At 36.8% G+C, this 13,309-nt stretch carries 11 protein-coding genes and 1 pseudogene; 3 read left to right on the top strand and 9 right to left on the bottom strand.

Features of this window, described 5'->3' with window-relative positions:
* Positions 1–843, top strand: a complete 843-nt coding sequence (locus CVD28_RS12380) for a LysR family transcriptional regulator (protein ID WP_101592685.1) — start codon at positions 1–3, stop codon at positions 841–843.
* Positions 844–1,122: 279 nt separating this feature from the next.
* Here CVD28_RS12380 and CVD28_RS12375 read toward each other — a convergent pair whose 3' ends face one another.
* Entirely contained in the window at positions 1,123–2,388 is a 1,266-nt protein-coding gene (locus tag CVD28_RS12375; protein ID WP_101592684.1) for an MFS transporter, read from the bottom strand.
* A gap of 173 nt (positions 2,389–2,561) precedes the next feature.
* Between CVD28_RS12375 and CVD28_RS12370 the strand changes: the two genes are divergently transcribed.
* A complete protein-coding gene (locus tag CVD28_RS12370) occupies positions 2,562–3,425 on the top strand; it encodes a LysR family transcriptional regulator (protein ID WP_180954142.1) in 864 nt (287 codons plus the stop codon).
* Positions 3,426–3,957: 532 nt separating this feature from the next.
* Here CVD28_RS12370 and CVD28_RS12365 read toward each other — a convergent pair.
* The 3 genes from CVD28_RS12365 to CVD28_RS12355 all read right to left on the bottom strand — a co-directional run bounded on the left by CVD28_RS12365 (position 3,958) and on the right by CVD28_RS12355 (position 7,225).
* Complete coding sequence (locus CVD28_RS12365) at positions 3,958–4,566, bottom strand: peptidase E (protein WP_101592682.1); 609 nt, start codon at positions 4,564–4,566, stop codon at positions 3,958–3,960.
* A 762-nt stretch (positions 4,567–5,328) separates the two neighbouring features.
* Positions 5,329–5,991, bottom strand: coding sequence for a VOC family protein (locus CVD28_RS12360; protein WP_101592681.1), 663 nt, complete (start codon positions 5,989–5,991; stop codon positions 5,329–5,331).
* Positions 5,992–6,253: 262 nt separating this feature from the next.
* Positions 6,254–7,225, bottom strand: coding sequence for a threonine ammonia-lyase (locus CVD28_RS12355; RefSeq protein WP_101592680.1), 972 nt, complete (start codon positions 7,223–7,225; stop codon positions 6,254–6,256).
* A gap of 348 nt (positions 7,226–7,573) precedes the next feature.
* On the opposite strand from CVD28_RS12355, the pseudogene istA reads away from it, so the two are divergent.
* Positions 7,574–8,719 (top strand): annotated as a pseudogene (istA, locus tag CVD28_RS12350) (IS21 family transposase); the annotation flags it as partial.
* On the opposite strand, the gene CVD28_RS12345 reads toward istA, so the two are convergent.
* The 5 genes from CVD28_RS12345 to CVD28_RS12325 all read right to left on the bottom strand — a co-directional run bounded on the left by CVD28_RS12345 (position 8,709) and on the right by CVD28_RS12325 (position 13,250).
* Positions 8,709–8,978: a hypothetical protein gene (locus CVD28_RS12345; RefSeq protein ID WP_374702525.1), complete on the bottom strand. Its 270-nt coding sequence runs from the start codon at positions 8,976–8,978 to the stop codon at positions 8,709–8,711. The pseudogene istA and the gene CVD28_RS12345 sit on opposite strands and share 11 nt — an antisense overlap.
* 291 nt (positions 8,979–9,269) lie before the next feature.
* A complete protein-coding gene (locus tag CVD28_RS12340; protein WP_101592678.1) occupies positions 9,270–10,259 on the bottom strand; it encodes a 2-hydroxyacid dehydrogenase in 990 nt (329 codons plus the stop codon).
* Positions 10,256–11,422 carry a glycerate kinase gene (locus tag CVD28_RS12335; RefSeq protein WP_101592677.1) on the bottom strand — a complete coding sequence of 389 codons (1,167 nt, stop codon included), beginning with the start codon at positions 11,420–11,422 and terminating at the stop codon, positions 10,256–10,258. Before CVD28_RS12335 ends, CVD28_RS12340 begins: the two co-directional genes overlap by 4 nt.
* Before the next feature lie 27 nt (positions 11,423–11,449).
* Complete coding sequence (locus CVD28_RS12330; protein WP_101592676.1) at positions 11,450–12,760, bottom strand: TRAP transporter large permease; 1,311 nt, start codon at positions 12,758–12,760, stop codon at positions 11,450–11,452.
* A complete protein-coding gene (locus tag CVD28_RS12325) occupies positions 12,738–13,250 on the bottom strand; it encodes a TRAP transporter small permease (RefSeq protein ID WP_101592675.1) in 513 nt (170 codons plus the stop codon). Before CVD28_RS12325 ends, CVD28_RS12330 begins: the two co-directional genes overlap by 23 nt.
* Positions 13,251–13,309: the final 59 nt, after the last annotated feature.

The following is a 13,309-nucleotide window of genomic DNA, read 5'->3' as shown; positions in this document are numbered from 1 at the left end:
ATGGAGAGTCATGATCTGTGGATTTTCAAGACTGTTGCGAAACTACAATCAGTATCTAAAGCTGCGGAAAAATTGGGGTATGTACAGTCCAACGTCAGTCAAAGGATTAAGTGTTTGGAAGAAGAATTGGGAACCAGATTGTTCATCCGAAATAACAGAGGCGTAACACTGACAAATGAGGGAAATGTTTTATTAGACTATGCAAATCAAATAATACTGTTGATGGACGAAGCAAAGTCTATCATTAACCCTAAAAAATGGAGGGAATCCTTAACAATTGGCGCACCCCAAACCATTTCTGCAGTTAGAATTCCAAATTTGCTTGCTTCTTTTTTGCTGGAAAATAAAAATATTGATGTAAAAGTAAGAACGAGTGACAAGCAAAAGCTGCATGAAATGTTGGCCTACGGAGAACTTGACGGTCTTTTTATAAATGGTACATCTATACAATCACAGTTTGATAACGTTTATAGTTATTTTGAGAAAATCGTATTAATATCTCCTAAACAATGTCAAATGAAAAAAGCACAAAATCCGACTTTAATTGTTAACAGTGATACAAATTGCGCATATAGAAATAAATTACTGGATTTTGCCAACAAAAATAACTTTCATGATCCAACTATCCTTGAGTTTGATTCACTTGAAGCTATTCTGCAAGGTGTTCATGACGGACTTGGCATCAGTATGTTGCCGGCAGACATCGTCTATAATCGAAAAGATTTGAGTTCAGTTCAATATCAAGAACAGAATGAAACAATAAAGATAGATTTTGTGATTCAGCATAGAAAACAGCACCCTCAGAGCCTGAAAAAATTCGTTCGATTTTTGCAGAAAACATAACATGAAATATATTCTCTGAAACCTGGTACTTTTATTTAGAATTCTCTGCAATTGTTTATGAATACAAATGTCAAATAGAGTAAAGAGAACGTCGTTTATTTTGTTATAGAGTATGTTTAGCAATTTCGTTAGCTACCTAACATGCAAACCATAGAAATAAGTGAAAATTGAAAATCTTATTGTCTCCATAGTACTCAATCAAAAGTCAGGGTTAAGTCACTTCCTCATTGTCTAACCACACTCAACAATTCTCTCTATCAAACTACTAAATAATCGTTTTTATCGGCAATCACTAGGTACACTAGACAAAGGGCTCATTGTATCGTTTTCTAATTGATTAGCTTCTGCCTTGGCACCCATCAAGGAAAATACTAATGGTATTAGAAGTGCACTGGATATAAATAAATATCCATAATTTAAGTTTTGTTCCGCTATAAAGGCAATGAAGACTGACATAAAGATAGATAATGCCAGGCTTACAAAAGTAATGGATGTCATTACTCTGCCAATGAATCGCTCTTCTACATTTTCAAACACCAAAAGTCTTGTTAGCACCTTTACATTACCTATGAACAATCCGATCATCAGATACATGACAAATGCAACCACTGTACTTACGGTTTGACTGAATAGGAATGTAGAAAAAGCTGTTAAGAATATAGAAGCGAGTATCAACCGTAAAACATTTTTGCTTTTCGTTATTACAGTACAGATGACCGCTGAAATTAAGCTTCCGATTCCTGCCCCACTATCAATTATTCCCAGTGAAATTCCATCGCCATTCAGTACCTGGTAGTTAAATGGGGCGATTAACGTATTGATTGCGTAAAAGAAAGGCAATACCATGCTTGTGGTTAGCGCAAAGTACATGACTTTTTTGTTTTCATATATATAAATCCAGCCTTCCATTAAATCTGCTCTATACTGAATGAAACTGGATTTGGTGTGCCTTTTTTCTTCAATACTTCTCTCATTAATGGTAATGAAAAAGAAAGCTGCAACAATATACACAGAACTGGAAACAAGGATCGCCACATTTGTGCTCAATTCATCAATCAGCAACCCGGCGATTAGTGCTGAGGAAAATAACCCCAACTGCCACGCACCTTGCACTAGTGAAATTCCTTGTTTATATTGCTCACGATTTAATACTTCCTTCAGTATGCTTTCTTTAACAGGTTCCAATACGAACCAGAAGAGATAACTTAGAAAAATAGAAATATAGAAAATTGAGACATGAAAAAAACCTAAATAGAAACTGCCAGGAATAATTGCGATTGACAAAAAGCGTAAAATGTTACATGTAACCGCTATCTTAACCTTATTAAATTTATCTATATAAACACCCAAAAAGGGCGTAAGGACAACAGATGGCAATAAAGTTAAGACCAGCATCTTACCAATTTCAACTATTGAATCAGTGTTTTCGAGCACCAAAACAATCGCTGTCAATCCATAAATCCCCTCGCCCATAACACCCAATAATGCAGCAAAAAAAAAGTATATAAAATTCTTGTTACCGAACAATGCCAGATTTTTATTCATTCCCAGCCACTCCTAAACAAACTTTTTCTTAGGATACTATTTACCGCCATAGAATGGTAATACATAAAACGGATAGATCATAACCAAAAGTTATAAAAATTCTATTCATTTTAGGAAAGAAATAATATAAACTATGACTAAAAATTATAAGGATCTGATAATGGATGTTTAAATTGGTTCAACTAAAATACTTCATTACCATCGTTGAAACTGGAAGCATTACTCATGCTGCAAAAAATCTTTTTATCTCTCAACCTGCACTATCTAAGCAATTGTCCTTATTAGAGAAGGACCTAAATTGTGAACTGTTTCAACGGAAAACAACAGGCCTGGAATTGACTGAAGCAGGCAAGTTCTTTTATGAAAACGCAGCAGAGCTTATTCAGGCGGCAGAAAATCTATCTTCACATATGGCTACTTATTCTCAGAAAAGTACCATTAGAATCGGAGCACTTCCAAGTATAGGGAGTTACTTCCTTCCAAATGTTATCAATAAAATCGGAACAGCGTATAAGGTGGAATTAACAATAAAAGAAACCACACAGGAATTGATAAACTTATTGGAATCTAATTTTATAGATTTTGCATTTGCACAAGACACAATTAAAAATCCTAGAAATGTTTACGTTAAAAATTTATTTTGGGAGCCTTATGACGCTATAGTCCCGGTTTCTGACAGGACTCCGTTAACCATCACACTTAAAGAATTCCTTAAAAAGAATTTGATATTACACAAAAACCCATGTGATATCCGAATGTATTTCGAAAGTTATTGCAGGGACCGTAATCTTTCTTTTACCGTATCCATTGACCTTGAATCAAATGAAACCATCATTCCTTTTGTCACAAGTGGAGTGGGATCATCTATTCTGCCTCGTATGGCATCGCGACACGTCAACAATAGTTCAACCAATGTCTTGATACTTGAAGAGGAAAAATTGAAAAGAAGTGTGGACTTTCTTTACAAGCCCTTACAAAAAAAGTTAGCAAAGGAACTAATTGCCTTTGCCGAGGAATCAATCCAAGAGAACATGTAAAAGCGGTTATTATCTTTTTTTATAAATGCAAAAGGAAAACGATTACGACGAACTAGTCTTGATTTCGAGAAACTGGCTTTTTTATACATCTTTGGCTCAAACTCTAAAAAGTTTTCATTTCATTAACTTATCAGGTGAATTGAGCTGACGTAACGCAGTAACAAATGAAGTCAAGATTCCCTTTTCAGTGTAAATGTTAAACAAATCATTGCATAAAATCTGTTATTTTATTTAAACTAAATAACTTATAATTGTATGATTTATTCTTTTTGTTGGGTAGGATGGTTTAAAAGTATTGTAAGATAATGCGAAAATAACGTCCCTCCCTCTTGAAAAAGAATATGGATGAAAAATGTCCCACAACTGTCAAACTTGTGCTATGGCTGTGTGAGAAGGGTCGCTTCGAGCGTTTGAACCCATCCGTTATTGCGGTTCTAAAAAAAAGAGCATCCAGTAAAAGGATGCATCTTTATATAGTCTGTAAATTTAAATGTGGAATTTAGCGGGAAATTTTATAATCAGTTTTTTTACCTTATGTGATTATTCTTGCAATCAAATTTTCATTTCTAAAATGAAGGCTTTCATTATCTTCTAATTTGTAGTTTGGTTCAAGTGATTTTGTAGAAAGCCATTTATCATATGCTTTTCTTCGAAATTCGTTATTGTAGTGAGGACAAAATGATCCTTGTACGAACCCTAACCCTTTAAATTCTTCAAAAATTCCATCCTCTCGTTCACTGTAGCAAGTATCAAACCAGCACATTGCACCAGCACTTATGCCCGCTAAAATTATTCCATTTTCGTAAGCTTCTCTTAAGATCTTATCAAACTCTATTTCACGCCATTTTGTAAGCATATATTGTGTATTTCCTCCACCTACATATAAAACATCCTGTTTCATTACAAATTCTTTAATATTTTCTTTTAGAAAATCATCTTGAATTAGGTGACTCGCTTCAAAATTTGAAAAAGCTTTATAGAACTGGTCGATATAACCTTGTGCGTCATTACTTGCTGTCGAGATAAAACATATTTTTAATGACGTTGAAAGTCTCTTTTGATTTACAATGTATTCATCAATATATGACGGAATTGAATAAGAAAATCCCCCACCCGAAATAGCAATTATATTTCGTAACATTAATAACAACCTCCTGGCTTACTTTAGTACCTAATTTCATTCCTGATCCTTCTTACCGGTTTCATCAAGGCCAGTCTTTTTCCCTATAATATAAATTTATAATGTCTTAAGCCAAATTCTGTGTCAATATTCTGCCAATTTACAACCTTTTTTCGGACAAATCACTTAATATTTCACCTATTCCCTCACCGATAAATAGCGCGTCCGCTATATATTTATACTAAAAATATCCATCCTTTCAATAAAGCAAGATTATAAAGTTAAAATGAGTTATTGTTAATTTTTAATTGAAGGCACAGACAACTTTTATTTTCTCTTTTGCCTTCTTGGAATTAAACAAAGATTATATTGGTCATAATGATGTGCTTTTGATGGATAAACCATCCATAAAATCAGGATATCATATCGATGAAAGAATCTTCCAATGTAAGTTGAGATTTTAAACTCTTGTTCCTTCCCTTTTTCAATATCGAGAGTAAATTCTCTCCTTAAAAAACCCAACCTTTCTATCACTTCAGATAGGTTGACATCTTGTATTTTCTTATGAGCGAATCATCTATTAATCCAATTAATGCCTAGCATTCCTAATTAATTTTCCACCATTAAAGTATCTGCCAAACTCTTTCACAATTACTGTCGCCTCCTCAGATGCAGGTATGGTTTTTCCCTTACTATATATTTGCATTAATTAATGTCCATTCGATTTGCCATTTTGTTATAATAGTAGATGTCTTTTTTCATATTAAAGCACTGTAACAACGTTCATTTATCGATTTTCTCTTTTCTAACTTTAAAAATATAAGGATAATCAAATAATTTAAAGTCAATATTCTCCTTACCTGAAACACTAATTTCTGTAGCGTGTATAACAGAACTTTTTTTTGTAGGATACCAGTGTCTCCCCTCTTTCACTAACACTAGATATCCTGATGAATCGCCATAAAAGGCGAAGGTATCGTCATCCATATTTTGTACATCAATTAAATGTGTTGATAGAAACAGCTGTGTCTCCTTAATATTAAAGACCGGCATCCCGATCTCACAAACATCAAACCATCCTATAGGTTCTTTATCTTTCCATTGGTACTTTCGTTCTAACATTTCTAATATGTTCCCGTCAGGGTCAGTGAAATATGCTTGTTTACCTTCCCAATACATTCTTTTCCGGCCACTTTCATTTTTAACTAACCTATTTTGTTCGTCTAAATTCATAAAGATATGTTCAAAATATTGACCACTAGTTCTAAAGCAAAGGTGGTAAAAAGGAAGTGTTTCTGCTTTTTTAAACATTATTTCAGTCGAGCCGGCTATTACAGAGAATGAATTCGATGTATTTGTTCTAAGTTCCATATCTAGTTCTTGAGTGTAGAAATGTCGCATTTCTTCTAGGTTATATGATTCTAAACACACATGGTATATTTTCATAATAAAAAGACCCCCTTTTAAAATCATTGATATGGTTATGATATGAAATGCAACAGAAAATGTATTGGTTAGAAAGATTGAGTTTTCCCTGAGACTTTTGTTGTAGACTATTGAATGCAAAATAAGTTGTTATGATACAAAGATAAAAAGGCCCCACTTAAACAAGAGCAGCCTATATCCTTACATCTTGATAAGTTTACAAACTTTTACCAATCCTATTGGCTTAAGGTGTCAGTTTTATAAATACGCATAAATTTGTGAACTACTGAGTGCTTTCTCCCATGATAGAATTCAACCTGGACCATGAAATATTACGACCGGTAACCAAAACTACTACTTTTCTTCCCTTCATTTCATCTCCGATCTTGTTTAACGAAGCTATTCCAGCAGCTCCTGAGGGTTCTACAATGTATTGAAAATTGAGCATGGCTTTCATTGCATCAATGATCTCTTTTTCTGTAACTGTTATGATTCGATTAATATGCTGCTGGATAATTGGAAAAGTAATTGTCTCAGGTTCAATAGGGCCGCTTAGCCCTTCTGCTATCGATGTCTGTAAACTTACCGGGCCCACTTTCCCATTCTTATGCCAAACAGCAAAAGTAGGGCTTTTTTTCGTTGTCACACCCCAAACTTCAATATTTGGATTTACCGCTTTAAGTGCTAAACAGATACCTGCTGTTAGTCCTCCGCCACCCAAACAGGTAATGACAGTGTCTACTTGGGATAAATCTTCTAAAATCTCTAATCCTACCGTACCCCCTGCAGCTATTACAGCAGGATCATTATAAGCTGAAAGAAAAGTGTAGCCTTTTTCTTTTGCATCCTTCATTGCAGATAGCCGTGCATCCTCAATTGAATCAAAGAAGGTTATGGAGGCACGATATTCTTCTAATGCCTTTACTTTACTCTGATCCGCGTCGTCAGGTAAATAAACATAGGCAGGAACATTCAATTGTTTGGCAGCATAAGCCAATCCTATTCCATGATTACCCGCGGAAGGTGCAATAACTCCTAGCTCCCGTTTGGTTTTTTCTAAAGTTAAAAGTTTATTTAAAGCCCCCCTTGGCTTAAAACTTCCGGTGACCTGGAGATTTTCCAGCTTTAAATAAACATCAGCACCAGATAAACGGCTAAATTCCCTGTTATACTCCAAGGGTATATGTCGAATAAATTCGTCTATTCGATCCTTGGCTTCCTTTATATCTTGCAAAGTGATATTAAATTGACTCAAAACAGATCAACTCCCTTAGATAACGTTATAAAATATGTTACATCTTACTTTGAGTTGGTCATAATACCCATTTGTTATAAGGTTATAACTAGTTGTTATTAATCCTGAATTGACCCCCTTAATGCAAATAAAAAGGACACCAAACGACGGCCTAAACCGTTCATTCAGTATCCTCCAGAGGGCTGGTAGAACTAATTTTTTTCTATTTCTGCTAAGATTGCCAAATCAAGCTCCATGTTGAAAAACTTTTTCTCTGGAGAAATGCTATTTTAAATATTTTCAATAACGCTTGAATAAATATGTACATATTTGCTTTCATTTTACTTACTAGTCATGGGGTGACTAGCTATGTATCTATCATTAAAGATTGATATTGATTTTGAGATTAAGAGTCTTTTTGGCCTACCAAAGTTAAAGCAGTTAATGGAGCATATGAAAATGTAAATTAATAAGAGTAAATTGGCAGAGGAATTAGGGGTTTACCGGTGAACAGTTGATAAATATTTAAATGGGTATGTCCCTAAGAGGACGAGAAAGAAATCCTCAAAGATTGATGAATACTATGAAGTAATCGCAGCCCTTCTATCAAAGGATTCCAAGCAGGTGTTTTATTATCGCCGAGTCCTTTGGCAGTACTTATAGGATAACCATGAGCTGGAGTGCGGTGCTTCCACCTTCCGTGTCTATATTGCACGTATTCCTGAATTTAATGCCTACTTTGTGGAGGACAAGCGCATAGCTTCTCCAAAGGGGACGATCCGTTATGAAACTCCACCAGGCAAACAGGCTCAATTAGATTGGAAGGAAAACATTCTGTATGAGACAAAAGATGGGGAAAAGGTCGAGATAAATGTGGCGGCACTCATTTTTTCTGCCTCAAGAATACGAACCTTTTTTATGAGCATATCCAAATCTCAAAGTACTCTATTTTCCTTTTTAACAGAAGCTTTTGAAGCATTTGGAGGTGTTCCTGAGGAACTCCTTACGGATAATATGAAAACTGTGCTGGATGAAGCAAGAACGGAACATTTTCCAGGCAAAGTGAATGCAAAGTTTGAGCAGTTTGCCAAAGATTTTGGATTTAAAGTAAGAGCCTGTATTGCCGGACGTCCAAGAACAAAAGGGAAAATAGAGATGACAATGAAGCTGTTAGATGAAATACATGCCTACCAGGTCCAATTCATATTAGAGGAGCTGCATCAGTTTATACAGGATTTAGTCAACCGGGTGAATCATCAGATCCATCACGGGACGGGGGAAATTCCGATTATGTAATTTAAAAAAGAAAGGAACACCTTACTTCAGCTACCAACTGAAAAAGTAAGAGATTCCTACCGAATCAAGCATACACTTGTAAAAGTCAATGCATCCAACATGATTTCCTACAAATCAAACCAGTACTCTGTACCGCCAGAATACCAGGGAAAGAAAGTAAACTTACAGGTGTATGATGAACATTTATGGATTTATTATAACATGAAACTCATTGCCAGAATTGCTTGGTTCCCTGACAGGAATCCAATCGTGCATTACGTATGTAATATGGTGAGTTGCTAATGCTCTCACCCCCCCCTGCTACATAAACCTCGCCTATTCCACTTCTGATAGCTAAAAAGGCATTATAGATTGCCTGCATGCCTGAACCGCACTGACGATGCACAGTATATGCTGGAATGGACTCTGGAAGGTCTGCCTTCAGAAGCGCCATGCGGGCAATATTGGACTGATCCTGGCTTTGTTTTGCTTGACCAATAATTACTTCGTCTATAACTTCTTCATGAAATAAATCCTTATCTTTTAAGCTCTTTAATAGGGGGAACTTACTTTTTTTGCATAAAAACCCAAAAAACTAATAGTTCATTTAAACAAAACTTCTCCAATTATATTCGCTTTTTTTACTTTTCAAGTGTATCTCCCCTTTTAATGATCAAAACAAGAAAAAAATGACCTGAGTCAAATTCAGGCCATCTTGGTTAGTGTATTATTTTCTTATTATACAATTTTAACAAATATTTTTCTTTGCTTAATTAATATCAATGTCTAATTATTTTATATTATTAAATTTTATTTCAGGATTAACTAAATGTTCAGGTATCGTATTTTCAAGTCCAGCGATTAAATTATTGGCTGCAAGATGACCCATTTTTAACCTTGTGGCAATACTTGCACTCCCAATGTGAGGAAGAACTACTACATTAGACAATGTCAGCAGCGGATTATCTAATGAGATTGGTTCCTTCTCGAAAACATCAAGACCTGCCCCCCAAATCTGTCTATTTGTCAATGCTTCATATAAAGCCTCCTCATTAACAATCCCGCCCCTTGCAGTGTTAATTAAAATCGCATTCTCTTTCATAAGGGCAAACTGGTCTTTGTCAATAAGATTTATGGTTTCAGGGGTATAAGGAGTCATAATGCAAATATAGTCTGATTCCTTTAACAGATCGTCAAATTCGTAATATGTAATACCCAGACTTTTTTCAGCTTCAGGCTTTCTTGAACGATTGTGGTACAGAACGTTCATATCGAACCCTTTTGCCCTTTTGGCAACCGCTTCACCTATTCTCCCAAGGCCAATAATACCTAATGTAGCCCCAAAGATATCCTGGCCAGTCAATTGCATTGGAGACCAAGTCTTCCATTGACCATTGCGCAGGTAGTCCGACGACTCAACAAGCCTTCTAGCCGTTGCCAGCAGAAGGGCAAATGTGAGATCAGCTGTCGTTTCAGTTAAAACTCCAGGAGTATTTGTAATCATAATACCCCGCTTGGAAGCAACATCCACATCGATGTTATTGTATCCAACCGCCATATTACTCACAATTTTCAGGTTTGGCGCCTTTTCGAATAAGCTTTCATCTACAGATTCCGTTAGTAAACATAACAAGCCCTCTGCTTCGGCAACTTCTTTTTCCAAAACCGAACGAGGCACGGGAATGTTTTCTTCCCCCCACATACGAACTTCAAATCTATTTTCCAGCTTTTCAATGATCTGCCTTGGCAGTTTTCTGGTAATGTATATTTTTGTTTTCATCCCATCACCTCAATTTTTTTAATAAAGCTATTTTGGGCACCCAATAAAATTAAACTAATAATTGACTGGATACGCTCCTCAGCAAACTCTTCCGCTTTTCTCATTGAGTCTTCCAGGGTGCACGGTCCTGACACAAGTGAAAATCCAGCCTTAAGCCCCAGAGTCTCCATTTGCTGATTGCTCAACTCCAGCTTGCCGCAGAGAGCAATGACTGGTTTAGCCACTTTGCCTGCCTCTTTACAGACGCCTGCTATCACTTTACCTGAAAGCGTTTGTGAATCCAGCCTGCCTTCACCTGTTATTACGAGATCGGCAGACTTAACTTTTTCCCGAAAGTTTATAGCATCCATAACAACTTCAATGCCAGATTGCATTCTCGCATTTAGAAAAGCCAGCAATGCCGCTCCCATGCCCCCAGCTGCCCCACTTCCCGGCAGATCTCTGATATCAATGCGCTTTTGTTTAAATATAACAACAGCAAATTGGCCTAAGGCTTTATCGAGTTCCTTTACCATTTCGGCCGTGGCACCTTTTTGAGGTCCAAATACAGCGGAGGCACCTTGTGGTCCGCATAGCGGATTTATCACATCGCTGGCGATTGTAAACGAGGATTCTGCAATCCGCGGGTCCAATCCGGAATAATCATAACTTGCAAGTTTTAATAAAGCTATACCGCCCTCGGATAAGTGCCGGCCTTGGTTATCAAAAAATTGAATGCCTAGAGCCTTAAGCATCCCCATTCCGCCATCATTCGTCGCACTGCCTCCAAGGCAGATAATAAAGTCCCGATATCCGCCCTCTAGAGCGTTTTTTATCAGTTCCCCTGTACCATAACTAGACGTAATGAAAGGATTTTTTTCTTCATCCTTTAACAAAGGTAGGCCGGACGCCTGAGCCATCTCGATAACAGCGGTCTTCCCATTAATTATTCCATAAGAAGCAGCAATAGGCCTTCCAAGTGGATCTGAGACAGTCGTTTGTACAATTTCCCCTTGGGAGCTATACACCAGGTTCTCCATTGTCCCCTCTCCACCGTCAGCCAACGGCAGCTCAACAACTCTAGCATCAGGTACAATCCTTGTTATTCCTCGTTTTAGTACAGAGCACAAGTCTTTGGCTGATATTGATCCTTTAAAAGAATCAGGTGCAATAACAATATTCATCTTCAATACCACCTTATCAATTTGTCCCTATTTTAGAAGCCAAAGTGATATCTGCGGCAAATAGGTTATTAAAGCCATATCAACAAGCAGTACAATGTAGAACGGGATCAGAGTTTTAATAATATGGTCAATCCGTATACCTGCTATTTGACATGCAACGAAAAGGTTTACTCCAACTGGAGGTGTTAACATCCCTATAGCCAGGTTTATGATAATGATGATGCCAAAGTGTACCGGGTCAATGCCAAACATTACTGCAACAGGCGTCAATATTGGTGCTATGATTACAATTGCAGCCCCTGTTTCGAGGAACATGCCCATAAATAATAGCAAAATGTTTACAAGTAATAAGAAAACAAACGGACTATCAGAAATGGAAACAAACCATTCAGCTACGATTTTTGGTATTCTCTCTGCTGTTAAGACCCATCCAAACAGTCCGGCATTTCCAATGATGAACATAATTACAGTAGTACCAATTACCGAATTCTTCAACGCAACCATAATGTTTTTCAGGTTTAGCGTACGGTATATCACACCGCCCAATAACAATGCATATCCAACCGCAACGGCTGCTGCCTCTGTTGGAGTAAAGATCCCTCCATAGATTCCTCCAAGGATAATAACTGGCATCATCATTGGAAGCAAAGCACTTTTAAATGCACTCAAACCATTCGTTACAGTAAATGTTTCTGAAGTTGCAGCGGTTTCAGCTTCTGCCAATTTGCTATTGCTTTTAATACCATAACCTTTTACTTTACTTATTACATATATCGTTAACATTAATGAACCTGCAATTAAGATACCAGGGAATATTCCCGCAATAAAAAGATCTCCAATTGATACTGATACACCTGCAGTTAGTGCAAAAATAATCATAGGAATCGAAGGCGGGATAATAACTCCCAGTTCCCCTGACGCAGCCTGTACTGATGTTGCAAAATTAATAGGATATTTCTGCTTTACCATGGCTGGAATCAGGATCGATCCAATTGCGGCAGTTGTAGCTGCACTGGATCCAGATATTGCTGCAAAAAACATGGCAGTCATAACAGTTACAATTCCCAATCCTCCTGTGATTCGCCCTACCAGAACATTTGCAAAATTAATCAGCCGCTGGGAAATTCCGCTGAACTCCATTAAACTTCCAGCCAGGATAAAAAAAGGAATAGCCATTAATGGAAAGGAATCCATTGATGAGAAGACTTTTTGTACTGCAACCTGCAATGAAATGCCTTTATCCATCATTGCCAGCATGGAGGATAGCCCCATCGAAAAGGAAACAGGAACACCTATAAAAAGGAGCAGAAATAAACTAAAGAATAGGAGCACTGCCATCTGTTTCTTCCTCCTTTTTAATATTGAAAATGACTTCAATCAATACAACCACACAATTAATAATCCCTAATGTTGCCCCAACTGGTATGGCAGCATATGTCCATGCAACTGGTATATCCAGTGCACCTGCTTTCTGGGAACTTAAGACTTCCATTATTGTGAATCCGTAACGGACCAAAATAAACAAGAATACCATATTAACCAAAATTATGATTATCTCCATTGCCTTCCTAACCTTTTGAGGAACAATATGAAGGATTGTTTCCACTGAAATCAGCAATCCCTTCCGGAGGACTATAGCCGTTCCAAGCATAACAATCCAAATCATCAAATAGCGTATTACTTCTTCTGACCAAACCAGAGGGGATTTTAAAACATATCGGGCAAACACCTGATAAAGAGTTAATAATCCCAGACCCCCGAAAATTATTGCTAATATAGTTAAGATTCCATTATTTACTTTATCCATAATTCCTATAAATTGCTTCACTGAGATACCTCCCTTATTAGCTTTAGTGGCAGTTCTGAGTACAATATATCCTTGTATTC

This window comes from Bacillus sp. M6-12 (assembly GCF_002860285.1).
Taxonomy (GTDB): domain Bacteria; phylum Bacillota; class Bacilli; order Bacillales; family DSM-1321; genus Peribacillus.
This window is presented reverse-complemented; position numbering and strand designations above follow the sequence as displayed.

Excerpts from the sequence above, each read along its gene's own strand:
- CVD28_RS12380 (WP_101592685.1), top strand. The coding sequence starts at position 1 with ATGGAGAGTCATGATCTGTGGATTTTCAAGACTGTTGCGAAACTACAA.
- CVD28_RS12375 (WP_101592684.1), bottom strand. The coding sequence starts at position 2,388 with ATGAATAAAAATCTGGCATTGTTCGGTAACAAGAATTTTATATACTTT.
- CVD28_RS12365 (WP_101592682.1), bottom strand. The coding sequence starts at position 4,566 with ATGTTACGAAATATAATTGCTATTTCGGGTGGGGGATTTTCTTATTCA.
- CVD28_RS12360 (WP_101592681.1), bottom strand. The coding sequence starts at position 5,991 with ATGAAAATATACCATGTGTGTTTAGAATCATATAACCTAGAAGAAATG.
- CVD28_RS12340 (WP_101592678.1), bottom strand. The coding sequence starts at position 10,259 with ATGAAAACAAAAATATACATTACCAGAAAACTGCCAAGGCAGATCATT.
- CVD28_RS12335 (WP_101592677.1), bottom strand. The coding sequence starts at position 11,422 with ATGAATATTGTTATTGCACCTGATTCTTTTAAAGGATCAATATCAGCC.
- CVD28_RS12330 (WP_101592676.1), bottom strand. The coding sequence starts at position 12,760 with ATGGCAGTGCTCCTATTCTTTAGTTTATTTCTGCTCCTTTTTATAGGT.